This window comes from Kastovskya adunca, assembly GCF_059505785.1.
In genome coordinates this window covers 39,372-64,106 of record NZ_JCACLG010000059.1, presented here as the reverse complement: position 1 = coordinate 64,106, position 24,735 = coordinate 39,372, and the positions used below count along the sequence as shown (strand labels likewise).

Below are 24,735 nucleotides of genomic sequence, written 5' to 3'. Positions count from 1 at the left end.
AGGTTTCAGCAGCCTTTAGAACTTGGCGATCGCGCCATAGCGAATCTCAACCTCAAGTAGCACTGCTTTCCTTCAGTTTCTTAACTCTAACTTCATCCTAATTTTGGAGACAGCATGAGCTTACTACAGCGAACAATCGATCGAATTAAGCACAAACTAGCAGATCGTTTTGTTCGGAACTTAGGCTGGCTCACTGGCTCAGAAGCCGTAACTAGAGTCATTAGCCTCTTAAGAACAGTCATTTTGGCACGCTTCTTAACTGAAACAGACTATGGATTAGCCGCAATTGTCCTAACCGTTTACGAATTTACCCTGGCCTTTACTCGAATTGGGGTGGGTGCCAAACTAATTCAGTCGGATGAAAAAGACTTAGAGGAATTGTGTATATCTGCCTATTGGTTGAACTGGGCAGTATTTGCTGGGTTGTTTGTTGTGCAGTGTCTTGCTTCAGTTCCCATTGCTTTCTTTTATGGGAATAACCAGTTGATTTTTCCAATTTGCATTGCGGCAACTCCCTTACTGATTGTGCCAATTTCCGCCATTAACTATGCTTTAATCCAAAGACAAAACCGCTTTAAAGTTGTTGCCCTTAATAACACCATTCAACTATCTTTTAGTAGTCTCTTCAGTGCCTTGCTCGCCTTTTTGGGATTCGGGATGTGGGCAATTGTTCTACCCATCGTCATATCGGCACCAATTTGGGTGTTAATTTACTACATTAACCACCCTTGGCGTCCCAAGAAAAAGTTTACAACCAAACGTTGGGGGGAGATTTTGGGCTTCGGCAAACACCTTTTAGGAGTTCAACTTTTAAGTACTTCAAGAAACTATTTAGATTACTTAATCGTTGGTCGTTTTGTCAGTATTAAAGAACTAGGAATTTACTTCTTTGCTTTCAATGCCGGGTTGGGAATTAGTTTAAGTATTATCAAAGCTATTCAAAACGCTCTTTTGCCTCACTTGTCAGCGGTTAAAACAGATTTCTCTAAGTTTAAGCATTATTACCTGAGCAGTTTAAAAACCATCGCGATAGTAATCGTTCCTTTTGTCCTCCTGCAATCGAGCCTTGCTCCCTTCTATGTTCCGATTGTTTTTGGTCAGAAGTGGGTAGAAGCTGTTCCTATCCTGGTGTTGATTTGCCTCTCAGCAATTCCTCGCCCCTTTTCTGAAGCCGCCTCCCAGTTATTAATTGCTTTTGGCAGACCCGATCTAGACTTGCGTTGGAATGCCATCTTTACCACTGTCTTTATTGCTGCAATTCTCATCGGAGTTAACTGGGGCGCTTGGGGAGTAGCGATGTCTGTGTTGCTGATTCACCTAATAGCGATGCCTTTGTTTACCATGTGGGCGACTAATTATGTGTTCGGCAAAATGAGAGTCTTAGCTGCCAAGTAAAAGTTACTAAATTTGAATCAAACTATGAAAACTGTTTCAGTTATCGTTCCAGCTTACGGGGTTGAGAAATTTATTGCTGCAACCGTGCAGTCAATTTTAAACCAGACTTATCAAAATTTTGAGTTGTTGATCGTTGACGATGAATCTCCTGACCGAAGTGTAGAGATTTGCCGTCAATTTGCCGATCCTCGAATTAAAATTATTAGCCAAAAAAATCGTGGCTTGGCAGGCGCAAGGAATACAGGTATTCGCCATGCCACAGGCGAATATTTAGCGTTCCTGGATGGCGACGATCTCTGGCTACCGGAAAAGTTAGAAAAGCACGTTGAGCATCTTGAGCGATCGCCAGAAGTAGGAGTGAGCTTTAGTCGCTCAGGCTTTATTGATGAATATGGCGAATCTTTGGGAACCTATATCATGCCCAAGTTAACAGGAATCACTGCAACGGACTTGTTTTTGGGCAGTCCGATTGGCAATGGTTCAACGCCTGTAATTCGGCGAGCAGTTCTAGAAGCGATTCAGTTTCAAGAAAATTTCTATGGAACTGTAGAAGATTTTTACTTCGACGATCGCTTTCGTCGCTCAGAAGACATTGAGTGTTGGTTACGCATTGCCATTCAAACCGACTGGAAAATTGAAGGCATCCCTGATGTCTTAACGTTGTATCGCGTCAACTCAGGGGGATTATCCGCCAATTTATTCAAGCAGCTTGACTCTTGGGAGCAGGTTCTGCAAAAAACTCGCTCCTACGCCCCCGAATTGGTTGCTCAAATGGAAAGCCAGTCTAGGGCTTACCAGTTGCGCTACCTCGCCAGAAGCGCCCTGCGCCTGCAAGCCGGTGCCGAAGCGGTAACCTTGATTAATCGCTCCTTGTTAACCTACTGGCGTATTGCTGTAGAAGAACCACGCCGCACTCTCTTGACTTTAGCGGCGGCTTACATGCTGGGATTCTTACCGCAGCCTTTGTACGCCCAGCTTGAAGGGTTGACAGCCAAACTAGCAGGGAAACTGCAAAGACAGCGCATCTTACAAGAGCAGTCTAAGCAAATGGTTTGATCTGACCAAGATTATTTTTTAACTCGTAAGAAATTCATGCCGAAAGTTTCAGTCATTATTCCCGTCTATAAAGTCGAACAATACATTGCTGCCACGGTTCAATCTGTTCTCGATCAGACTTATGAAGACTTTGAACTCTTGATCGTTGACGATGGTTCTCCCGATCGAAGTGTAGAAATTTGCCAGCAGTTTGCCGATCCTCGGATCAAAATTATTCGCCAAGAAAATCAAGGTGTATCGACGGCTAGAAATACAGGAATCGCTTATGCCCAAGGACAGTATTTGGCGTTCATAGATGGCGACGATCTTTGGGTACCAGAAAAGTTGGAAAAACACGTTCAGCATTTAGAAACTTCACCCCAGGTAGGAGTAAGTTATAGTTATTCAGCCTTTATTGATGCATCGGGAGTGGCGTTAGGAATTTATCAGACTGCCAAGACTGAGAAAATTACTCCTGCCTATATCTTCCGCCGCAATCCGGTAGGCAATGGCTCGACTCCGGTGATTCGCCGTGAAGTATTTGAAGCGATCCACTACCGACAAGCGGGGGCGTCAGCAGACTCCTTTTTCGATCGGGAGCTGCACAATATGGAAGATGTGGAATGTTGGCTGCGGATTGCCATTCAGACGGACTGGCTCTTAGAAGGATTGCCGGAAGCCCTCACCCTATATCGCATTCATTCAAAAGGACATTCAGCCAATCTCCAAAAGCATTTGAGTGCGGTGGATAATGTAGTGGAGAAGACTCGCGCTTATGCGCCGGAAATTGCGGCTCAATGTGAGAAACCAGCTCGCGCCTATGCCTTGCGATTTTTGTCTCGGCGGGCAGTGACTTTAAGAGATGGGGCGAAGGCAGCAGAACTGCTCCATCGCGCCCTAATGAACTACTGGCAAATTGTGCTAGAGGAACCCCGTCGCACTTTATTAACCTTTTCGGCTGTCTATACCCTCTGGTTGTTGCCTCAATCTTTGTACTGTCAGATAGAAGCTTTAGCGCTCAAAGTTACCGGGGCTAACCAAAAGCGCCAAATTCAACAACAATCTCAGCAATCGGTATGAGTTAGGCTCAAGCGCGATCGCCCCCTTCAAAGCAGAGTCCGACATTTTTGACCTGCTCCCGTTACAAAACGCAAATTGCTTGAGGTTTTAGTAGTAGTGCGTAATTATGGTTAACTGGCTTGCGATCGCCAAACAATTGCTCCCCAGCCTTTTCATCTTTGCGATTGGGCTTTATGTTGCCCAAGTTGTCTCTCATACCATTGGGTGTATCAGGAATTCCCGACGCCGTTGGTTAAGCCAAGGCGTGCGTTTTGTCATACTGATCTTATTTACCGCGATCGCCTTGCAACCGATGCAACTGACGAGCAACCTCAGCAATTTTGCCTCAGGAAAGGCTGAGGTAACAAACGCTCAACGTTATCGCTCTGATGCTCGTCTCGGAGCGCTCAATGTCGCCTTGGGGGGAGGCGGGTATGTGACTGGTATCTATCTCCATCCGCGACAGCAAGATCTAATCTACATCCGCACTGATATCGGTGGCTTTTATCGCTGGGACGCCAAAGAACAACGCTGGATCGCGCTCACCGATCATTTCCCTTTAGCTAAAAGTAACTACTACGGCGGCGAAGCACTAGCCCTAGATCCGAACGACCCCAATATTGTGTATATCGCAGCAGGCAAATACCTCTGGGCAGAACCGGGGACGATTTTTAAATCTACCAACAAGGGACAAACCTGGACAAAGCTGAACCTGGATTTACACATGGGGGGCAATCAGGATAAACGCTGGTTGGGAGAACGACTCGTCGTCAGTCCCTTTGATTCTCAACTGCTCTTTTTTGGCTCGCGACGAGATGGGCTGTGGAAATCCTCAGACGCGGGAAAAACCTGGTCATCGGTTAAGGATTTTCCGGGAAAACCGCAAGAGGATATCGGCATTACCGCGATCGCCTTTAACGACAAGCAAAAGGGCGAAATTTACATCAATGCTTACGGAGACGGCATCTACCAGTCAACTGACAGCGGGAAAACCTGGCGCAAAATCCCCGATAGCCCCCAAACCGCAACCCGTCTGGCTGTGGCGGTGGATGGAACCCTCTACGTTACAAGTGAAACCCATCCGCGAGTGAGTAAGTATACTCAGGGAGTTTGGCAAGACCTCACTCCCCCCGGTTCTCAAGCGGAATTTAACGGATTAAGTCTTAATGCGACTAATCCGCAGGAGGTGCTGATTGCGACGCGGGAGAAGTCTGAAAACACCAATCTTTACCGTTCCTTAGATGGCGGTCGTACCTGGAGAGAAATCAAACGTTCCGTCAATAACACAGTTCCTTGGTGGTCGAAGTACATGCTCTCTAATCCTGCCACCTCAGCGATCGCCTTTGACCCCAAAGTCCCCAACCGAGTTTGGTTGACCGATTGGTACGGAATCTGGCGAACTGACAATATCAACCAACAGCCCTCAATCTGGACTAACTATCAAAACGGTCATGAAGAAGTTGTTCCCTTTACCCTGGTCGCACCACCGCAGGGAGCAATCTTATTGAGCGGTGTCGCCGACGTGGATGGATTTAACCACAACAACGGCTTGGATACCTATCCCTCCTACAGCATTGGCAGGAAAGGACCAGCTTTCCAAGATACCTACAGCATTGCTTATAGCGAAACTGACCCGTTAAAACTGGTGCGGGTAGGCGGAAATCGCTGGAATAACACCTACACTGGGGCAACTTCTACAGACGGCGGCTCAACCTGGAAAGCCTTTTCTTCGTTTCCCAAGCAGACAATGCCGTTACGGGTGGCAATGTCGGCAACGAATCCCCAGTCAATTTTGGTGATAACCAGTGGCGGTCAGCCGCTATACACGACGGATGGAGGTGCCTCCTGGAAAACGGCTTCGGGTTTACCAAGCGGGATGGAGGGAGCCTGGAATTGGTCGCAACCCCTAGCAGCGGATACCGGAGAGGGGAGAACATTTTACTACTACGACAAAGGTAAGCTTTACCGAAGTACGGATGGCGGCGCAACGTTTGCCTCGGTTAGTGAATCTCTCCCCAGCGACTACTGGCACTTTCTTAAAACGCCACCCCAGAGCAAAAACGAAGTTTGGGTCAGTCTTGATAAGAAAGGACTGTACCGCTCAATCGATGGGGGTAATACATTTACCAAACTGGAGAAAATCAAGCGATCGCATTTGTTCGCGTTTGGAAAACCAAAGCCAGGAAGTAAAACACCAGCTTTGTATTTGTACGGAGAAATTGCCGAGATGGGGGAAGGAATTTTCCGTTCTCTTGATGAAGGAAAGACGTGGGAAAGTATTGGCGATCGCTCCCGACCGATTGGTAACGAACCGAACGTCATGGAAGCCAGCAAACAGCAGTTCGGGCTTGTATTTGTTGGCACCAACGGCAGAGGAATTTACTACGGAACCCAGTAACATCTCCCTATCCTTCAGTTTGGCAAATTATGGCAGTCAAACACTCCGATGTCTCTGCTGATGCCACTTCCAAGCGTGTTCCAGAATGGTTCCTAACTCCCCATACTGCGGTTGCCAACCTAAAAGACGCTGTGCCTTCTCAGCACTGCCAACCAGTGCAGGAGGGTCTCCTGGACGACGTTCGGCGAGAGTAACGGGAATTGGGTGACCCGTGACCGTGCGGGCGGCTTCGATTACCTCTTGCACGGAAAATCCCTTGCTATTGCCCAAATTAAACACCTCCGTGCCGCCTCCTTTGAGCAAGTACTCAAGACCGAGAACATGAGCTTGGGCAAGGTCGGTGACGTGAATGTAGTCCCGAATACAAGTACCGTCCCGAGTATCATAATCGGTGCCATAAACAGAAATGCTTTCCCGCTTGCCGAGGGCCGTCATCAACACCAAAGGAATCAGGTGAGTTTCGGGGAGATGATCTTCTCCCAAACGTCCTTGAGGATCGGCACCCGCCGCGTTGAAGTAGCGACATCGGACAGAACGCAAATTATAGGCCCGATCGAAATCATCAAGGATTTGCTCCACCATTAACTTACTCATGCCATAGGGGTTAATGGGCTGCTGTGGATGGTTTTCGGCAATGGGAATGTGTTGGGGTACGCCGTAGGTGGCACAAGTCGAAGAAAAAACAAAATTCATCACTCCCGCATCGCGCATTGCTTCTAGCAGTGTCAAAGTACCTGCCACATTATTGCGATAGTACTTGTCTGGCTGCACGACTGACTCACCCACATAGGCGTAGGCAGCAAAGTGCATAACAGTCGCAAATTCTCTGGTTTGGAAGATCCGATCTAGTAGTTCCCGATTGCCAATATCTCCCTCAATCAGTTCTACCTTGAGTACCGTCTCTACTAAAGCTCGATGACCGTAGACTAAATTGTCGAGAATTACCACCTCATAGCCCGCTTCTCGCAGGGCGAGAACGGCATGGGAACCGATGTATCCGGCACCGCCCGTTACTAAAACTGTGGGTTTTACCATTACCGCAAATTTTTATTTGATCCCATAGCAAAAAACAGTTGAGAGCTTATGTTAACTTGATGTAAATGTTAATTTCTTATTAGTCTTTAGACAAGTTAAAGACAAATGCCTTTAAGAAGAATTCGTAAAAAGATTGTCTGAGATGAACTTATTGATCAGGTGAGCTGAGATTTATTTAAGTAGGGTACTGATAAAAGTTGCCGCAGGGATAGCGATCGCTCTCGCCCCGTTGGTAACGAACCGCAAGTCATGGAAGCCCGCAAGCAGCCGTTCAGTCTTGGAGCTACTGACACCAACGGTAGAGGACTTTACTACGGAACTCAGTAAACCAACATCTAGTCTGCTATTAAGGGAGTTGCCATCTAACTAACAAGAGTTAGGCTCCGTAGCTGCTGATAATGCCCCTATCCCCTTGTAGCAAACTGTAAGTAGATCGATATAAAGTCTTCAATGGTAGTCCAGAAGTATCGTGTGCAAAAGCGCCTGCTAATTTATCCACTTGCCGCCCTATTCACCTTAACTGGTGTTTCTACGTTTGTTAATTACTTATCTCAGCGAGATAACTATTCATGTGATGCCGGGGATTTGCTGCCAAAAGACCTTAATACTTACAAAACTCATCCGGTTAAGGTGGTGGCTTCACCCTGGCGCGGACAGCATCACGTTTACGGGATTTTTATGATCCCAGAGGAATACGAGCCAAACCGTATGAGTGTGGTAGAGATTGAGGGGTCGGGCAGTTATTACCGGAAAGTCGTCTCAGAGAAACAATGGACTGATGGCATGCAAGCTGACCCAGGATATTATTTCACCAAAACCTATATTAGAACTCGGACGGTATTGGGGTGGAGCGTTTTCGGCTTTTTACCTCAATTCAGAAAACGATGTAACTGGACGCTGACTTATACAAAACAATAAATCTTCCTCTCCCTAACCGCCGCCGTAATTTTTCTCGCTACCAACATCTATGATTAGCAACTCTTGAAGCAACGTTTTACAATAATTTCAGGGAAAAGTGTATAAATTTGTTGGAAATCCTCTGGAGCCAGATCAATGACCTCCTATGCAACCACCTCTGCCAGAGCCGAAATGAGCGAACTGCGGCGGCTAAAGACTTTATTACCACCAGAGCTACAAAGCTGGGTGATTGTGGAAGGCACAACCGAAGTGAATCCACCTCTGCTTCGCTGTGAAGAAATTGGCAGAGATGAGGTTGAGATTCAAATAGACTTGGTGAAATGGGAGCAGTTGGCGCTCGATCAGCGCAACCTGCTATTTTGGCACGAGGTTGCCCGGATTCAAAATGACACCATCCCCAGAGAAGGTTGGGAGATGGCAGCACTGGCGATTGGGTTAGGCGGTGCTGTGGGTGAACTTTGGGTGCAAGATGGCTTGTTACTGCTGTTGGCGTTGGGACTATGTAGTATTTCTGGCTATCGCCTCTGGCAGAAGAATAACAGCGATCGCAATGTGAAAGAATCGATTGACGCCGATGAAAAAGCGATCGCTCTTGCTACCCGCTTTGGATATTCTCTCCCCAACGCCTACAAAAGCTTGGGTAGCGCCCTAAAAACCTTAATCGAACAAACCCCCAGCCGTCGTCTGCGTCGCCGCTACGAAGCTAGACTGCAAGCCCTCAAACGCAGTGCCTCCAAAGCCAAAGCGCGAGTCAAATCCAAGCGGGAAGGTTCCGGTGCAATGCTTGGGGAATAACGCCGCCAATCCACCCAACACACCAAAATCATTTCAGGAGAAGGATTGATCAGGTGTAGTGAGTGCCTAGCTCACCACACCTTTTTGCCATTCAACCCAATCCTAAAGCTGACCGATTAATTTATGAGTCTGCGGCACAACCCGCACCGACTTGAGGATGGACTTCAGTGCTGTTTGCCAAGCAAGTACCTGTTCAGGAGTAGGCGGCAACACTTGGGTCGATGGCGTAGGTGTTGCGGCTGTATCCAGTGGCGTTACAGGTTGCAAAAACATCGGAATTTCTGGACTCACAGCCGTGACTAACTCAGCCGCTTGTTGCAGTTCTGCAAAGTTAGTGCGGTTAGAAATAATTACCTTGACAAATACGCCTAAAGATGAATCGTAGCAGCACTGCAAGAATTCTCCATGTGCCTGCCAATGTTCTTCCCCACTTACACTGGGCAATTTAATATCCATACCTACCGTATCGAGATAAGGCGCAACCTTCACCAACTGTTGTGGGCGATGTCCCCCTGTTTCCAGATAGATAGCTAGCCCGGTGCGATGCCGCAATTGAGGAAGAAAATCTACCAAGAAAGGGGCATGCAGTAGCGGTTCGCCACCTGTTAGGCTAATGCTGTCATGCAAGCCGGGTTGATTTTGTCGGTCAACCCATTCCAACAACCTAGACAGTGTTACAGGGTTAGGATGAGTTTCAAAATCACGGCATCCTGGTGTCTGCTCAATTTGACAACTTGACGGAATCTCCCAAGTGTGGGCACTATCACAAAAAAGACAGCGCAAATCACACAGGGCAAAGCGAATAAATAACTGGCGAGTGCCAACATTAAGCCCTTCACCTTGGATAGCAGAAAAGACTTCAATTAGCCGTGCTGTTGGTTCAATATTTAGTGTCATCGGAACAATTGCTCTTTTTTTGATGCTAATTGTTTGTGAAGTTTAAAGTTGTAAGACAAAATTATTGGTCAAGATAATTGGTAACAATTGAGTGCAAGGTCTTTATGGTTGACCCAACCCCAGAGGTAGATTTCAAAATTATGTTTTGTGATGGAACTCCGATGATGGAACTCCCCAAGCGCTTGAGCGTGCTTGAGGCGGTGGCGTTTAAACAGGCTTGTCAGCGGTTGTGTCAGGACAATGATGTACCCAACAAAATTGTCCTTGATTTCAACCAGACGCAATTTATTGATAGCAGTGGCGTGGGTGCTTTAGTAAGCAATGTGAAGATTGCCAAGGAAAAGGACATCGCCCTAGTACTCCAGAATGTTCATCCACCCGTGATGGCTGTCTTATCGATGACGGGGCTAGATAACATCTTGAATATTGAGCCTTGGCACCCCTCCGTACAGCCAAAAGTGCGAGAGCGCTCTGACTCTCAACCGCCTGCGACTCATCCTTCTATCCGTTCTTGGGTCAAGCGCAGTATAGATGTTGTCGGTGGGATCGTTGGTTTAGGGCTGACAGCGATCGCGTTTATTCCCATCATAATCGCGATTAAACTTGACAGCCCCGGCCCGATTTTCTTTGCTCAAACCCGCTGTGGTTGGATGGGAAAGCAGTTTCGGATTTGGAAATTTCGCTCAATGTGTATTGATGCGGAAGCCCTAAAAGCGCAAGTAAAAAATCAAGCCAGTGGTGCGTTTTTTAAAAATACAGACGACCCTCGCATCACCAAAGTTGGTCGCTTTTTGCGGCGCACTAGTCTTGATGAACTTCCTCAATTTTGGAATGTTATCAAAGGTGAAATGAGTTTGGTGGGGACTAGACCCCCAACACCGGATGAAGTGGAACGTTACGAAGTACCGGAGTGGCAGCGTTTAGACGTGAAACCAGGAATGACCGGAGAATGGCAGGTCAATGGACGCTCAACCGTACGAAACTTTGAAGATGTCATCAAGCTGGATTTACGTTACCAACAGAACTGGAGCTTGATCTATGACCTGAAGCTGATCCTCAAAACTATATTGATTTTATTTAACAAAAACAGCGGCGCTGTCTAGTATCTCGGACAATAAAACTAAGGGTGCTGGAGCTAAGGGAAAAGATTCTCATTCTCGTCTGGGTGCGGTAGCGATCGCGCCATGCATCTCTGTCTATAACTTCGCTGTTGATATATAAAAAAACGCGAAAACTCTCCCAACTTTTTCTTTCCTTTGTGTCCTACTCCCTAGAGAACAGCTATGCTAAGTGTGCCGGAGTGGGCTATGAGGCTCGTCAACAATGCCCCGCTACGTGCTACATGCCTACCGTGCAAATACTAATGTGCTTCAAATCGCTCACCGTCCAAGGACTGCCGGACTTGGGATGCAGATACACCTTAGAAAAACCTTACCTATGCCTTGTTCATGCAAGATGAACAACCCATTCAACAATCCCATCTTCAGGTAAAGACAGACTTAAAAGCTTTAACAGAAGTCTTGCAATGGTTTGAGGAAAAGGTTTCACCCCTAATCACTCAAGACGTGTTTTGGCAATGTCAAGTCGCTTTAGCAGAAGGTTTTACCAACGCCGTTCGTCATGCCCACCAGGAGCGATTTTGGACGACTTCAATTGATCTGGAAGTCCTAGTTTTCCATAATTACCTGGAGATGCGGATTTGGGACTACGGAAAACCCTTCGATATGCTAGCCAAGCTTCAGTCCCTAGATAAAGAGGCTCAAGACCCCTTAGAAAAAGAAGGAGGTCGAGGGCTAATTTTTATGCAGCAACTAACGGATCAACTCGATTATCTGCGGGTATCAGGCAATCGCAACTGTCTAATGATGCGGAAAAAAATTTAGTTCAGTTGGCGATCGCTGTTGTCAGGGCGGGTTGAGCGGAATAAATTGGCGAGTAGACCCGCAAATTCACCACACAAAACCCACCCATTTCTAGAAAATGAGGCTTAAATTTCAGCCACTGCCCGTTCAATTAAACGACGCGCCAAGGTTTGCGTGCCCGTATGTTCGTAGTAGTTGGTAGACATATCGAGGAAGGCACCGAGATAGTCCAGCTTGTCATCGGAAATCTCCACAAACCGTTGCAGGTTACTGGATACTTTTTCCGGCGTCAGATTGTGAGAGCCAACAAAGTTACTCATCCATCCCTTAACTGAGTCGAAACTGTGACCGATGAAGTCAAGTTTCCCCGCTGTAGTGCTACCAGGAATTACCTCATTGACCCGACTAAAGGTCTGATTGCCTTGCAAATCGGAAGGATTTAGCCGAGAGAGAGCGGTTTGGGCTTGCATAATAAAGTCAGGGCCCAGGGGAATCAAGCCATCAATACAAACCAAGGCTGTCATCCGCATCAGGGACTCGCCACTGTAGTCAGCGAGAGAGGCAACAAAATCGCCAATGCTGTCACCGGGGATGCCATTGATTTGGCAGAACGCCACTAACTCCACAACTAATTTCAGGCACAAGTCAATGCTCTGAGCTTTGTCGGCTTTTGGTGTAACTCGGTTTAAGAAGCCCATCAAGGGGATTCTCTCCCCCACCTTGTTCGCCAAAGCCGCAGTCGCCAGCGCCACATCAGTATTATCAACGGCTTGGTAGAGCCACAAAGCCCGCTGGTAGCCTTGGGAGCGGTCGTTGAAGAGATAAACGGCGCGATCGCCAATTTGCTGAATGAGCGCTTCGTCGGTTTCCCCCGTAATCGTGCGAATCATATTTTCAAAACCAACTAGGTTTTGCCATTGACCGGGAATGACCCAGTCTAGCGATCGCAAGGTAATAATCGTCAGGTTATTAGTTGGCAGTTCGTCAACTAGTTGAAAAATCGCTTTGCTCACCAGAGCTTGCTCCTTGAATCTAATGTTTTTTACCAAGTCACCGATCAATACTGTCCGGCATAAGTGACTGGCGATCGCTCATCAGGCATGAACCCTAAGCCAGTCAACCCCTTACTGCAACTGTGCTAGACCATTCAAGTCAAATTGTTGTAACCATGCTTGGCGATCGCTAGCTGTAAACGCCGGGTCTCGCGATTGAATCTTCACCTGAAAGCGATCGGCGACAAGAACCGCCGTTGCGGTATTCCCTTGCTCCACAGCGGGATAGCCAGCAATTTGAAGGCGGCTTTGCTGGAACTTTTGCGCCGCTGTGGGGTTACTAATCGTGTCGGAAATCGACAGCATTGCTACATCTTTCCCCTCTCGTTGTAACTTTGCTTCGACAAAACCTTTCTTTTCTTGCGTATAAATGCCCTTGTAACCGTTACTACCTTTAGGGAAAAATTGATTAAAGTTGCTGCCTTGTACAGCATCCTTGGCAACAGCTTGACCACTTTTTTGCTGGCTGCTTTCCTGTTGTGCCTGCTCAAAACGAGACGGAGGTTCCGTCCCACAGCCAGTCACAAACAACAACAGGCTCAGGAGTAGGGGAGCCAAGGCTTTCTGAAAACGGCGCGTGATGATCATTTTCGATTTCACAATCATTGAATATCTTGTACCAATTTTGGCTTACAGGTTGACCACCTGTCTTGCCCCAAAGTTTCGTCACAAGCCTAGCGGTGAGAATTGGTCGGAAAACAACTTATCTTTCGGTTGTGTCTTTAGAAACTTGACAGAAACAACAACAAATTTCAATGAAACTTCAAACACACCCAAAGATACAGCAGTTAGGCTGTAGGGTAAGGGGGGCTTCGATCGCTCAGTCAGCATCCACGAAGATTGCAGTTCTGGTTGATCTATGCGAATTTTGATTTATACGTACAATTACTTTCCCGAACCGATTGGGATTGCTCCCCTGATTACAGAACTAGCCGAAGGGTTAGCACGTCGAGGACACCAAGTGCGTGTCGTGACGGGGATGCCCAACTATCCTGAGCGTCAGATTTATCCTGCTTACCGAGGAAAGTGGTATCTGACTGAACTCACCAATCAAGTGGCTATTCAACGCAGTTACATCTGGATTCGCCCCAAACCCTCTTTGCTCGACCGCTTGCTTCTGGAGTTGAGCTTTGTGGTTACAAGCTTTTTCCATGCCCTCAAAGGAAAGCGTCCAGATATCATTCTCCTCACCGCTCCTCCCTTACCTGTGGCGCTTCCGGCTGCCTTCTTGGGCTGGATTCACCGCTGTCCGGTTGTGTTAAATCTTCAGGACATTTTGCCTGATGCTGCCGTTCACGTCGGTTTGCTGAAGAATCCCAAACTGATTCGCATCTTTGAAATCTTGGAAAAATTTGCCTACCGAACCGCCACCAAGATTAGTGTCATTGCCGATGGCTTTGTGGATAACCTCCGCAGCAAAGGGGTTCCCGCTCAAAAAATTGTGCAAATTCCCAACTGGGTTGATGTCAATTTCATTCGTCCCTTACCCCGAGAAAACAACGAATTTCGCGCCACCTACGAACTGAAGGATAAGTTTGTCGTCCTTTATTCCGGTAATATTGCCCTTACCCAAGGCTTAGAAACCGTGATTGAGGCGGCGGTTCACCTGCGACACATTCCTGACATTGCCGTTGTTATTGTCGGCGAAGAGAAAGCATTGGAGCGATTGCAGGCTTGGTGTAATACTTGCGGCGCAACCAATGTCAGACTAATTCCTTTTCAACCGCGCCCAAAATTACCAGACATGCTATCGGCGGCAGATGTGGGATTGGTGGTGCAAAAGCGTAATGTGATTTCGTTCAATATGCCGTCGAAAATTCAAGTGTTGCTGGCAAGCGGTCGGGCAATTATTGCCTCTGTTCCTGCCAACGGCACAGCCGCCAAAGCAATCCAGCAAAGTGGTGGCGGCTCAATTATCCCTCCAGAAGACCCTGCCGCCATGGCAGAGGCAATCTTGGAGCTGTATAACAATCCGGCGAAGGCAGCGATTATGGGCAAGAAGAACCGGGAGTATGCGGTAGAAAATTATGCTTTTGAGCAGGCGTTAAACCGCTATGAAGAACTCTTTGCTACCCTCCAAAAACGTTGAGTTAAAATAGAGTAAAGCCTACTATTGCTGTTTGCGATCGCGCACCCGCAAATCTTCGCTGTTGCCATGAGTTCTTACGTTGTAAATCGCCATCAGGTTCTAGCCTGGTTAGCCGATCGCATTCCCAAACAATGCCTCCAATCCCTGGGAATGTCAGCGTGAGCGTGGAAACAGAGCGATGAGGAGAGCAATCGCGGCAGTCGAGGTTTTCATGGCGACCGTAGCCATACTTGGGGACGCCCTGGCATCAGTTTATTAAGCTATGTAGTGTTTATTACCAACACTCTTGAACCCAGTCGCGGTAACACTCCAGAATTAGAGAAAGCTTAAAATTTGTTGAGTGGAATATTCATTTTTTATTACCCTTGACCGTCAAAACACGCCTAAACTCACCAATGTCTAAAGTTTCAGTTTCACTAGAGGAAATGAGAATTTAATGTCAGATCAATTTTCAATGCCTTACTCTTCGACTCTAATCGCCACCCATCCCCAAAAAATGGAAAATAGCGAGGGAGTGGCTTTGACCGTTGCTCAGGCGATTGAAGACCGTAAAGGGGAAGATATCCTCGTACTACGGGTTGCAGAGGTTTCCTATCTGGCGGATTACTTTGCGATCGCCACGGGCTTTTCTAAGGTGCAGGTGCGAGCGATCGCCCAATCAGTTGAAGATAAATTGCAACAAGAGTGGCAGCGCTTGCCTATACACGTTGAAGGCAAAGCTGAGGGAAGCTGGATACTCTTAGATTACGGTGATGTGATTGTTCATATCATGCTGCCTCAAGAGCGGGAATTTTACAACTTAGAGGCATTCTGGGGGCACGCCGAACAGATTGACTTCCAAAGTAAAAACCCCGAACTAGACGAAAACTGATGATGAAATCTCCTGCTTCTATCTGTCCTGTTCCCTCGGAACAGCAACCCCTAAACGAATACCAATCCCTCAAAGAATCCTGGATTTTTCAATGGGTTACCCTTGACCTGCGCCGTTACAGCACCAAACTCCTTTGGGTTTGGGGTTGGAGTTGGCTGATTGCAGGGCCGATAGCAGCAGCGAGTTTTGCCCCCCAAAAGCACTGGGGGCAGTTTTTTCTGTGTGGGTCAGCCGGGGCGGGAATTTTTGTCTCCTTGTTGGTGCTGCGGCTGTATTTGGGTTGGTCTTACGTACGCGATCGCTTGATGAAAGAAACGATTTTCTACGAAGAGTCCGGCTGGTACGATGGACAAACCTGGACAAAACCGGAAGAAGTCCTCACCCGCGATCGCTTAATCGTCTCCTACCAAATTCAGCCGATTTTGCAGCGTTTGCAGCGGACGTTTGGTTTACTCGTGTTATTGCTCTTTGGTGGGAGTATCGTTTGGAATTTTGTGTAAACCCTGACAAATTTCTATTAGTTGGCACCAATTTTGTCTGAAGTAGTTCTGTATTGTCCCCTTCCAGTGTTAAAGTCTTACCCATGACAAGGGGAAAACGCACTTCATCACCGGATTTAGAAGTCCGTCTCTTAAGGGAAGGCATCATCGAATCCACCCATCATGTCCAAGCTGTAATTTGCGATCAGCGGGGACGTGTTCTATCTGTTGCCGGGAATGCGGAGACAGCCGCCTTTATTCGTTCAGCCCTGAAGCCATTTCAGGCTCTGGCTGTCACCACTACAGGAACCATGGAACGCTATGGTTTAAACGATAAAGATTTAGCCGTCATGTGTGGTTCCCACCAAGGAAACACTGAACAAGCACGGCAAGTTTTCAACATCCTTTGGCGCAGTGATATTGACCCATCGGTCTTGCAATGTCCCATACCAGAAGGCAAGCAAAGCCCACTGCAACACAACTGTTCCGGTAAACATGCGGGAATGTTAGCGGTATGCCAACAGCGCAATTTTCCGCTCAACACCTACTTGCAGCGCCAACACCCGGTACAAAAGTTGATTTTGAGCCAAGTGTCGGAACTGCTGCGAATGCCAGGAGAAGAGTTTATTAGTGCCCACGATGATTGTGGCGCACCGACCTACTTCATGCAGTTGGGGCAAATGGGAGCCTTGTATGCTCAACTCGCATCCGGCGATCGCTTGGACTTAGAACGCATTGTCCGTGCGATGACCCATCATCCCCAAATGGTTGCTGGTTCTGGGGCATTCGACACAGAACTGATGCGCTTAACTGAAGGAGAACTCGTCAGTAAATCCGGTGCCGAAGGTATTCAATGTATCGGTCGCGTCGGTGAAGGGATGGGATTGGCAATTAAAGCGATGGATGGAGCCAAACGCGCTAAGTACGCTGTCGCTATCCACCTGCTCAAGCAATTGGGCTGGCTGACTCCTGCTGTGTCGGAAACTCTCGCCGAACAGTTTATGGAGTTGAGCGAATTTAAACGCTTAGATGTCGTTGGCGAACTTTCCCTGCTCTAAGGCGCAGGTCGTATGGCTTCAGTCAGAAGCTGGAATTAATTTTCCCCAAAGTTTGCCACAAATGGGAATTGTGCGTTATAGTAAGAAAAGCGACGCGGGATAGAGCAGCCTGGTAGCTCGTCGGGCTCATAACCCGAAGGTCGGTGGTTCAAATCCGCCTCCCGCCACCAAATAAAACATAAAAAAAGTTCTGTACAAGTTGCAGGGCTTTTTTTTGTAGTTACTGACAACAGAGACAGCCTCTTTAGGGAATTACAATCCTGGACAAATTGACACTCTCCGGGCTGAAGCGTTCGACTGAGCTCACGCCGAAGTCCACGGAGATTCTTGGCTCAATCAGTCGGCTTGCTCAATGATGTCACCATCAACGAGCAGAGGTCGGTCTGTCCCCAAGCGTAGATTCCGGCGTGCCCCGCCGTATTTAGCTCAATTCCTGCTTGCCGCAGAGCTTTTGCCAAGATATTCAATGCAGCGTTGTGGTCGCGGTCTAGTGTTGCACCACAACCGCAAACATGAGTTCTCATCGAAAGTGATTTCTTGACGGTTTTTCCACAATTTGAGCAATCTTGCGAAGTATATTGAGGGGCAACAGCAACCACTGTTTTCCCGTAAACTTTCCCCAGGTATTGCAACCATTGAGCAAACTGTGACCAAGCAGCATCACTGATACTCTTAGCAAGCTTATGGTTTGTTACCATATTTTTCACCTGCAAATCTTCGTAGGCTATGAAGTCATTAGATTTCACTACGCACAACGCCGTCTTAATGGCGAAGTTTTTACGTTGCCTACTGACCTTGAGATGTTTTCTCCCTAATCTGTTAATGGCTTTTTTGCGGTTGGCTGACCCCTTCTTTTTACTCGACGCTCTACGCTGCAACCTCTTGAGTGCCTTCTCACTTTTACGGAGATGGCGTGGGTTGGGCACCGTCGCTCCAGTACTGTCGGTCAAGAAGTGGTTCAGCCCCACATCTATCCCGACAGCCTTGCCTGTAGGGATGACCTATAAGAGTCCGCTCTACACTGATGCAGAACTGAATGTAATAGCCATCCGCTCTACGGATAACTCGCACCCGCTTTATCTGGTCTGGGGCATAAAAGTGTAGGTCGCGAGAACCAACCAGTTTAAAGGTACCTGCGGCAAAGCCGTCTGTGAAAGTTAATCTTCTTTTGTCAGAAGAAAGCTTCCAGCCTGAAGTTTTGTACTCCACAGAACGTGTGAATTTCTTGAATTGTGGATATCCTTTCTTTCCAGGCTTGCTGGCTTTGCAATTGGCAAAGAAACGTTGAATAGCAAAAATGGCGCGTTCTGCCGAAGCTTGACGTGCCATTGAGTTAAGTTTACCCGCCCATTCAAACTTTTTAGCCAATACGGCGCACTGTTTGTATAGGTCAGCTAGTTTAACGTTTTGATTGTCTATCCAGTATCTTAGAGCTTTGTTACGGATAAACTGCGCGGTGCGGATCATGTCGTTAATGATCTGATACTGCTGCTGTTTACCTTTTAACTTAAACTCCAGGATTATCATGGATGTATGATAGCGTCTTTATAGCTATCTGTGGCTATAAATAAAAAGCCGTCCTAGTGGTCACTGAGCTTGCCGAAGTGAAGGACGGGGCTTTAAACCCATTTTTTTTGTAATACTATTTCCCTAAGAGCCTACACAGAGATCCCCCAAACCCCCTAAAAAGAGGGAGAGCAAGAAAAGTATCTGTAGCCAGCATTTAGAGAATTGGTACAACTCAGCTAGGGGTGCAGCAGGATTGTTAAAATTGGCAATTCTTAGGGAATCTGTATTCCTCCGCCTCTATTGGAGCAAAGTGGCGATCGCTCTGGCTTAATCTTCCTCGGAGATCTAGCCCTGCAAGGCTTAGCATAGAGAAAAGGAGATCTGCCAAAACTTCAGCTTTAATGGAGTCAGACTTAGTGGCAGTAGCTTGGGGGAAGGAAAAATGGCGATGAAATTGCAGCGACCTTTGTTAGTCGGTGGAGTAAGTCTATCGTTTTCACTGTGGCTATTACAGAGCTTGCATCACTCGATGGCAGCATTCGGGGAGTTTGGGATGCTAGGCTTACTTGCCGTGGGCACTAGCTTTTGGTTGTTTCAGCAAAAAACCGCCAATACTGCACAACCGTCAACGGTTTCATCGCCTCTAAATCGAGAGACAGTCGAGCAAGCGATCGCCCAAACCGAAACAGCGATCGCTCACTTGGAAATAGAAGCCGAAAGTTATCAGGTAAATGCTCAACTACGGCAGCAGCTGACTCCCTTGAAAGCAGAGCTAGAGCGGCAGGAGCTACGATTGGTAGTCACAGGGGGTAAGGGAGTTGGCAAAACCCACCTGCTACAAGCCCTAGAAACAAGCTGGATTCCTTCCCAAAGTCAAAAGATTAGTGCAACGGAAACCAGCGCCTTATTTGTCGGCACAGATGCCGAAGAAACCACTGACACCGCTGCCAAGAAAGCTGCCCTGAGTTCAGACTTGGTTTTATTTGTCATTGCGGGCGATCTTACCGATACCGAGTTTAAAACGCTACAGGAACTGGCGGCGGCTAATCAGCGGCTTGTTTTGGTATTTAATAAGCAAGACCAGTATTTACCCCCCGAACGGGCAACAGTATTAGAACAGCTCCAACAGCGGCTTTTAGATGTTTTGGGAGCAGAAAATGTAGTCGCGATCGCCGCAGCACCAAGCCCCGTCAAAGTCCGCCAGCATCAACCAGATGGTGCCATGCGAGAGTGGTTGGAGCCACAACCCCCTCAACTAAATTCCCTCACAGAACACCTCAGCCAAATTGTTGCTCAAGAAAGCCAGCAGTTGGTGTGGCGTACCACCTGGCGCAAAGCTACGTCGCTAAAAGGTGAGGTGAAGACTGTTTTAAATCAAGTCAGACGCGATCGCGCCATACCCGTGATTGACCAATATCAAATCGTTGCTGCTGCTGCTGCCTTTGCCAATCCCGTTCCGGCGCTGGATTTACTAGCAACTGCCGCGATTAACGGTCAACTAGTGATGGATTTAGGGGCAATTTATCAACAAAAGTTTTCCCTTCCCCAAGCTCAGAACGCGGCGGGTACATTGGGAAGTCTGATGCTCAAGCTAGGTTTGGTAGAACTTTCAACTTCAACCATTGCAGGCGTTCTCAAGAGCCACGTCTTCACCTTTGTGGCTGGCGGTGCCGTACAAGGGGTGAGTGCCGCCTATCTGACTCGCATTGCGGGTTTGAGTTTGATTGAATACTTCCAAGAGCAAGAGATTAACCTGGAAACAGCAAATGAGAGTCCTTTCAATCTCCACAAACTCGGACAAACCCTGCAAAAAGTCTTCCAGCAAAATCAACGCGCTGCCTTCTTGCAGTCATTCGTCAAGCAAAGTGTCGGGCGTTTGATGCCAGAAGCCTCATCAGAGAAAATTGCGGGTTCTGAGGCGTTGAGTAGTTAATTTCAAGGCGGCGTTGGCAAAGGGAAAGTTTTCGCCTACCGTTGATTCATTCCGGGAGTTGAACAAGGGGTGAGGTTTGTTAGACAGCGATCGCGCTCTGACTATTTCTCGCCTCAATTTCTGGCTGAATGGCGATTTCAATCGTAAATTCTGCTCCTTCGCCAACCTGGGAGGAGCAGGTTAATTGACCCTGGTGTTTTTCCACAACAATTTGGTAACTAATCGCTAATCCCAGTCCTGTTCCTACACCAATGGGTTTGGTGGTGAAAAAAGGATTGAAAAGTTGATTTTTGACCGTTTCTGTGATTCCTGGCCCATTATCGCGAATAGAAATTGCAATGCGGCTATTGTCTTTTACGGTTGTACTAATCCGAATCTGGCTAGGATTGGCGATGACTTCCTCTAAGCTTCTGGTGGAATTTTGTTCGTCAATCGCATCAACAGCATTTGCCAGCAGATTCATGAAGACCTGATTAAGCTGTCCGACGTAACATTGTACTGGGGGCAAGTTGCCGTAGTCTTTAACAATTTCGATCGCCGGATGTTCGGGTTTGGCTTTGAAGCGGCTTTGCAAAATTAGCAGGGTGCTTTCAATACCTTCGTGGATATCAACTTCTTTCATCTCCGCTTCGTCAAGGCGCGAGAAATTGCGGAGACTGCGTACAATCTCGCAAATTCGCTCTGCCCCAACTTTCATAGAGTTGAGCAGTTTGGGTAAATCTTCTCGGAGGAAATCTAAGTCAACAGTGGCAGTGGCGTCGCAGATTGTGGGTGTCGGTTGAGGATATTGTTCCTGATAGAGTTGCAGCAAGCGCAGCATGTCTTGGGTGTATTCATCGGCATAGGCGAGATTGCCGTAGATGAAGTTAACAGGATTGTTGATTTCGTGAGCCACCCCAGCAACGAGTTGACCCAAGCTCGACATTTTTTCGCTTTGGATAAGCTGGGATTGAGTCTGTTGCAGTTCTTTGAGAGTGGCTTCTCGCTCTTGCGCTTGTCGTTGGGCGATCGCGGCAGCTTCGCGACTTTGGGTGTAGAGTTCGGCTTGGTTAATAGCGATCGCTAACTGATCGGTCACGGCTTTGAGCAAGTCCACCTCACTCTCCGTCCAAGGATGAGGCTCAGTGCAGTGTCCTACAGTAATTACCCCAACTTGACCGGAACGAGTCCGAATCGGCAAACTGAGCAGCGATGTGTATCCCAATTGCTGTAAAAACTCCTGGTGAAGCGGTTCTTCAACTGCTGTCACATCGTCGGTTTGCAGAAGGGTTTGCGCTAACAGTAGCTCAGTGACTGAACCCAGCATGGCAGCAGGATAATCACCCAGCGTTGGGGGAAGGCTCGGATTCTTGGCTTCCTTAATAATGTTCCACACCGGGAGATCGGCGTGCGGTACATACCAGGCAAAGGTACAGCGATCGATTTGTAGCAAGTTACGAATTTCCTGCACGGCGGTTGCTAGTACCGTATCCAAATCCAGAGAGTTCCGGATTTCTCTGGCTAAACGGTTGAGCAATTGTTCCCGTTGAGCTAGTTCTCGGAGTTGGGCTTTGCTGCGATGTAGGGCTTCTTCTGCTAGTTTGCGATCGCTAATATCTTCAAACGAGCAAAGTAGACCGACCACATTGCCAGCACAATCTCGCAAGGGGATTTTACTGCTGTCGATCCAGCTTAGTTTCCCATCGCGCCGCCGTAGCTGTTTAATTTGGTGGTAAATCGGCGTATTGCTTTTCATCACCTGGCGATCGACGGCATGAAAGAGTTCGGCTTGCTGATTGTTGTTTGATAGCTCGTAGTCTGTTTTGCCAATAATATCGCTGGGACTCTCATATCCTTCCGCCTCAGCAAAGGCTTGATTGCATCCCAAAAACACAGAGTGGCGATTCTTCCAAAAAATGCCTTGAGGGATATTGTTGATGACCAACTGCAACATCTGTTGGGAGTCGCGCAACGCTTCTTCTGCGAGTTTACGATCGCTAATATCAATCGCCAATCCGTCCCAAACGATATCCCCATTGACTTGTTTTTCCGGTCGAGAAGACGATTGTACCCACTTCAAGCGACCTGACGGGGTAATCAAGCGGTTTTCCTGCTGCCAATGTTGTAAGGTTTGGGCGGAAATACCGATTGATTCCTCAAACTCTTGGCGATCGTCAGGATGAATCAAGCCGAAAGCAGAGGTAGCATCCTGTAGAACTTGTTCTGGCTCTAGTTCGTACAATTCTCGACAACCGAGACTGACATAAGAAAAAGCATGAGAGCCATCGGGATGCAACCGATACTGATAAATCATTCCGGGTACATTCGCTGCAAATTTTTGGAAGCGAGCCTCACTTTGCTGTAGAGCTTGCACCGCTTGTTGACGCTCAACAATTTCTAAAGAGAGTTGTTCGTTAGCTGCCGCCAGAGCTGCCGTGCGTTCTGCGACTAAATCTTCGAGCTGTTCCTGGTACTGCCGCAACTGGGCTTCACCTGGCTGGGTAGGCGTTCCGACTTCGCTGTCATGGGTGGGTATGTTGGTGTCGGTGGCTAACGCCTCAACGCTCAAGATTAATCCGCCAATTTCACCCGTACTATCCCGCCAGGGTTGGCATTGCCACTTAATCCCATTCTCTAGCTTGTAGCCTGCCTCTATTCCTGCCAAACACCGCTCGGCATACTGTCGCCACTCTTGGCTCAGTTGGGGAAAAACGTCATAATGCGATCGCCCAATCAAGTTTTGTTCATCTAGTCTATGTTCCCTGAGCCACTGCCGAGAAACAAGCAAGTAACGCATTTCGCGATCGCACATTGCCACCGCCGTTGGTGTATGTTCCAAAAATTGCTGGAACAGCTCGGCATTGTTCAGGCAATACATCATAGTACTGATCCTTTGACGAAAACTGAATTGTTGTGAGCGTTATGCCAGCAGATTCTGATTAGAGATTATTCCCAGAAACATGAATCACCACTTCTCGGTGATGTCCTCGCTGTCGGTGTTCCCAAACATATATCCCCTGCCAGGTTCCCAGAAGTAACTTCCCATTAGCAATGGGAATTTGTTCTGATGTTTTGGTGAGGGCGGTGCGGATATGAGCAGGCATATCATCTGGGCCCTCCGCACTGTGGATATAGCTTTTGCCGTCCTCTGGTACTAGTTTGGCAAAAAAGTTGGATAAATCTTTCAGAACATCTGGGTCAGCATTTTCCTGAATCAGTAAACTAGCAGAAGTATGGCGTAAAAATACCGTGCAAAGACCTGTTTTTATGCCAGATTCAGCAACGACAGCTTGCACCTTATTGGTGATTTTTTGCAAAGATTTGCCAGTTGTTTGAACGTTCAGCAGTTGTTGATAGTGATTCATAGATAAATCGCTCAATTGAGACCTCGCACCGTTCTCTAAGGTTCGTCTGAGACTCAGCAAGATTCTATCTATCTTACCCACTCCGGACTTCAGACTCTGAAGTGGACTCTTAGGCTAGCGAACTGGTATCACCAAAATCCGCCACAGAACGCCCCCGAAGGCGATTAACGACGGGTAGAGTCTGTCAATCTTCCTGGAAGGGTTCTGTGGCTGCTGATGGTTCGTCAGATTCCCCAACATCTTCTAGTGCCTCGGTGTTCTCTTCGTCCTCATCCTCATGCCAAGGAGAGTCGTAATGATTCCAAGGCAGGATCGGCGTGTTGGGTAGGGTATTCGTCAGCACCGTGATATTGTCCGGATCTGGCTTCGGCAGCTTCAGCGGTTCGCTAGATGAGGGTATATCAGCTCGTTCGGAACTCATAGTCTAAGCCTAGCTAAAAACTTTTCAGGTCAATCGCAGAGATAAAATAAGCTGCCACGATATGCAGGGTAAGAATCAAAGCAATACACCAGGTAACGTAAGCAGAATACTTCAAGGAAGAGGAAATGTCTTCTAGCCGCTGCTTATTGGCATTATAGGTTTCCACTAAATTAACCATCATTTGTAGCTGATATTCCTCCGGTGATAACGTCAGATAGCGTTCCAGAAACTTGTTATCTCCAAGATTGGGGCTGATTGCCATCTGACGCGGCAGAAATGCATTAATCAGCAGCGTGAAGTTTAGTAAAAATCCCAGAATTTCCGTAATGCTAAATACACTAGGAAAAAATGCTAGCCGAGAAATCATCAAGCTTGTAAATAACGCTCCGTTGGTAACAAAGAGAATATTTAACTTGGTTGTTAAGCTTTGACTGCGTTCTCTTTGCTGTGACAAAACCATACGGACATCTTGAGCAGCCAGATCAAGGGTGATAGGAGAAAAGGTAGTATTTGCGGGGCTTTCTATCGTCTCTGTGACTTCTTGGGGGGTTGACAGGGAATCAACGGCGGCGATCATGGAGGGGC

The 24,735-nt window shown here is 47.6% G+C and carries 21 protein-coding genes, 1 tRNA gene and 2 pseudogenes; 15 read left to right on the top strand and 9 right to left on the bottom strand.

What is annotated here, in order from left to right; translation table 11 throughout:
- The first annotated feature begins 114 nt into the window (after positions 1–114).
- The 4 genes from AC5JR3_RS22540 to AC5JR3_RS22525 all read left to right on the top strand — a co-directional run bounded on the left by AC5JR3_RS22540 (position 115) and on the right by AC5JR3_RS22525 (position 5,887).
- Positions 115–1,395, top strand: coding sequence for a lipopolysaccharide biosynthesis protein (locus AC5JR3_RS22540; protein ID WP_495848796.1), 1,281 nt, complete (start codon positions 115–117; stop codon positions 1,393–1,395).
- Between the two features lie 24 nt (positions 1,396–1,419).
- Positions 1,420–2,451: a glycosyltransferase family 2 protein gene (locus AC5JR3_RS22535; protein WP_495848795.1), complete on the top strand. Its 1,032-nt coding sequence runs from the start codon at positions 1,420–1,422 to the stop codon at positions 2,449–2,451.
- 36 nt (positions 2,452–2,487) lie between these two features.
- Positions 2,488–3,510 (top strand): glycosyltransferase family 2 protein, encoded by a 1,023-nt coding sequence (locus tag AC5JR3_RS22530; protein WP_495848794.1) that lies wholly within the window; start codon positions 2,488–2,490, stop codon positions 3,508–3,510.
- A gap of 106 nt (positions 3,511–3,616) precedes the next feature.
- Positions 3,617–5,887, top strand: a complete 2,271-nt coding sequence (locus AC5JR3_RS22525) for a WD40/YVTN/BNR-like repeat-containing protein (RefSeq protein WP_495848793.1) — start codon at positions 3,617–3,619, stop codon at positions 5,885–5,887.
- Positions 5,888–5,923: 36 nt separating this feature from the next.
- On the opposite strand, the gene galE is transcribed toward AC5JR3_RS22525, so the two are convergent.
- Positions 5,924–6,922: a UDP-glucose 4-epimerase GalE gene (galE, locus tag AC5JR3_RS22520; RefSeq protein ID WP_495848792.1), complete on the bottom strand. Its 999-nt coding sequence runs from the start codon at positions 6,920–6,922 to the stop codon at positions 5,924–5,926.
- 450 nt (positions 6,923–7,372) lie between these two features.
- Between galE and AC5JR3_RS22515 the strand changes: the two genes are divergently transcribed.
- Both AC5JR3_RS22515 and AC5JR3_RS22510 read left to right on the top strand, forming a co-directional pair.
- The gene (locus AC5JR3_RS22515; RefSeq protein ID WP_495848791.1) at positions 7,373–7,840 is read left to right on the top strand and encodes a hypothetical protein; all 468 of its coding nucleotides are present in this window, start codon (positions 7,373–7,375) and stop codon (positions 7,838–7,840) included.
- A 135-nt stretch (positions 7,841–7,975) separates the two neighbouring features.
- Positions 7,976–8,635: a DUF3318 domain-containing protein gene (locus AC5JR3_RS22510; protein WP_495848790.1), complete on the top strand. Its 660-nt coding sequence runs from the start codon at positions 7,976–7,978 to the stop codon at positions 8,633–8,635.
- Positions 8,636–8,737: 102 nt separating this feature from the next.
- On the opposite strand, the gene AC5JR3_RS22505 is transcribed toward AC5JR3_RS22510, so the two are convergent.
- Positions 8,738–9,532, bottom strand: a complete 795-nt coding sequence (locus AC5JR3_RS22505) for a 7-carboxy-7-deazaguanine synthase QueE (RefSeq protein WP_495848789.1) — start codon at positions 9,530–9,532, stop codon at positions 8,738–8,740.
- 104 nt (positions 9,533–9,636) lie between these two features.
- On the opposite strand from AC5JR3_RS22505, the gene AC5JR3_RS22500 reads away from it, so the two are divergent.
- Together AC5JR3_RS22500 and AC5JR3_RS22495 are read left to right on the top strand one after the other, a co-directional pair.
- Entirely contained in the window at positions 9,637–10,635 is a 999-nt protein-coding gene (locus AC5JR3_RS22500) for an anti-sigma factor antagonist (RefSeq protein ID WP_495848788.1), read from the top strand.
- Between the two features lie 345 nt (positions 10,636–10,980).
- Entirely contained in the window at positions 10,981–11,415 is a 435-nt protein-coding gene (locus AC5JR3_RS22495) for an ATP-binding protein (RefSeq protein ID WP_495848787.1), read from the top strand.
- 104 nt (positions 11,416–11,519) lie between these two features.
- Here the strand turns inward: AC5JR3_RS22495 and AC5JR3_RS22490 are convergent, their stop codons facing one another.
- Together AC5JR3_RS22490 and AC5JR3_RS22485 are read right to left on the bottom strand one after the other, a co-directional pair.
- A complete protein-coding gene (locus AC5JR3_RS22490) occupies positions 11,520–12,407 on the bottom strand; it encodes a hypothetical protein (protein ID WP_495848786.1) in 888 nt (295 codons plus the stop codon).
- Positions 12,408–12,518: 111 nt separating this feature from the next.
- Positions 12,519–13,052: a hypothetical protein gene (locus AC5JR3_RS22485; RefSeq protein ID WP_495848785.1), complete on the bottom strand. Its 534-nt coding sequence runs from the start codon at positions 13,050–13,052 to the stop codon at positions 12,519–12,521.
- 253 nt (positions 13,053–13,305) lie between these two features.
- Here AC5JR3_RS22485 and AC5JR3_RS22480 point away from each other — a divergent pair, with 253 nt between their 5' ends.
- The 6 genes and pseudogenes from AC5JR3_RS22480 (at position 13,306) to AC5JR3_RS22455 (ending at position 17,113) form a co-directional block, all read left to right on the top strand.
- Entirely contained in the window at positions 13,306–14,535 is a 1,230-nt protein-coding gene (locus AC5JR3_RS22480; RefSeq protein WP_495848784.1) for a glycosyltransferase family 4 protein, read from the top strand.
- A gap of 219 nt (positions 14,536–14,754) precedes the next feature.
- Positions 14,755–14,859: pseudogene (locus AC5JR3_RS22475) on the top strand (bis(5'-nucleosyl)-tetraphosphatase (symmetrical) YqeK); the annotation flags it as partial.
- A 112-nt stretch (positions 14,860–14,971) separates the two neighbouring features.
- The gene (gene rsfS, locus AC5JR3_RS22470) at positions 14,972–15,406 is read left to right on the top strand and encodes a ribosome silencing factor (RefSeq protein WP_495848783.1); all 435 of its coding nucleotides are present in this window, start codon (positions 14,972–14,974) and stop codon (positions 15,404–15,406) included.
- Positions 15,406–15,906 carry a CGLD27 family protein gene (locus AC5JR3_RS22465; protein WP_495848782.1) on the top strand — a complete coding sequence of 167 codons (501 nt, stop codon included), beginning with the start codon at positions 15,406–15,408 and terminating at the stop codon, positions 15,904–15,906. The genes rsfS and AC5JR3_RS22465 overlap by 1 nt, the downstream gene beginning before the upstream one ends.
- An 83-nt stretch (positions 15,907–15,989) precedes the next feature.
- On the top strand, positions 15,990–16,943 hold the full coding sequence (locus tag AC5JR3_RS22460) for an asparaginase (RefSeq protein ID WP_495848781.1): 954 nt from the start codon (positions 15,990–15,992) through the stop codon (positions 16,941–16,943).
- A 93-nt stretch (positions 16,944–17,036) separates the two neighbouring features.
- A tRNA-Met gene (locus AC5JR3_RS22455) sits at positions 17,037–17,113 on the top strand.
- A 162-nt stretch (positions 17,114–17,275) separates the two neighbouring features.
- On the opposite strand, the pseudogene AC5JR3_RS22450 reads toward AC5JR3_RS22455, so the two are convergent.
- Positions 17,276–18,470: pseudogene (locus AC5JR3_RS22450) on the bottom strand (RNA-guided endonuclease InsQ/TnpB family protein).
- A gap of 424 nt (positions 18,471–18,894) precedes the next feature.
- Between AC5JR3_RS22450 and AC5JR3_RS22445 the strand changes: the two are divergent.
- Positions 18,895–20,385 carry a YcjF family protein gene (locus tag AC5JR3_RS22445; RefSeq protein WP_495848780.1) on the top strand — a complete coding sequence of 497 codons (1,491 nt, stop codon included), beginning with the start codon at positions 18,895–18,897 and terminating at the stop codon, positions 20,383–20,385.
- 79 nt (positions 20,386–20,464) lie between these two features.
- Here AC5JR3_RS22445 and AC5JR3_RS22440 read toward each other — a convergent pair whose 3' ends face one another.
- The 4 genes from AC5JR3_RS22440 to AC5JR3_RS22425 form a co-directional block, all read right to left on the bottom strand.
- Positions 20,465–23,245, bottom strand: a complete 2,781-nt coding sequence (locus AC5JR3_RS22440; RefSeq protein ID WP_495848779.1) for a PAS domain S-box protein — start codon at positions 23,243–23,245, stop codon at positions 20,465–20,467.
- A 58-nt stretch (positions 23,246–23,303) separates the two neighbouring features.
- Complete coding sequence (locus AC5JR3_RS22435; protein WP_495848778.1) at positions 23,304–23,729, bottom strand: secondary thiamine-phosphate synthase enzyme YjbQ; 426 nt, start codon at positions 23,727–23,729, stop codon at positions 23,304–23,306.
- A 184-nt stretch (positions 23,730–23,913) separates the two neighbouring features.
- Positions 23,914–24,150, bottom strand: coding sequence for a hypothetical protein (locus tag AC5JR3_RS22430; RefSeq protein WP_495848777.1), 237 nt, complete (start codon positions 24,148–24,150; stop codon positions 23,914–23,916).
- A 13-nt stretch (positions 24,151–24,163) separates the two neighbouring features.
- Positions 24,164–24,727 carry a hypothetical protein gene (locus tag AC5JR3_RS22425; protein WP_495848776.1) on the bottom strand — a complete coding sequence of 188 codons (564 nt, stop codon included), beginning with the start codon at positions 24,725–24,727 and terminating at the stop codon, positions 24,164–24,166.
- Positions 24,728–24,735: the final 8 nt, after the last annotated feature.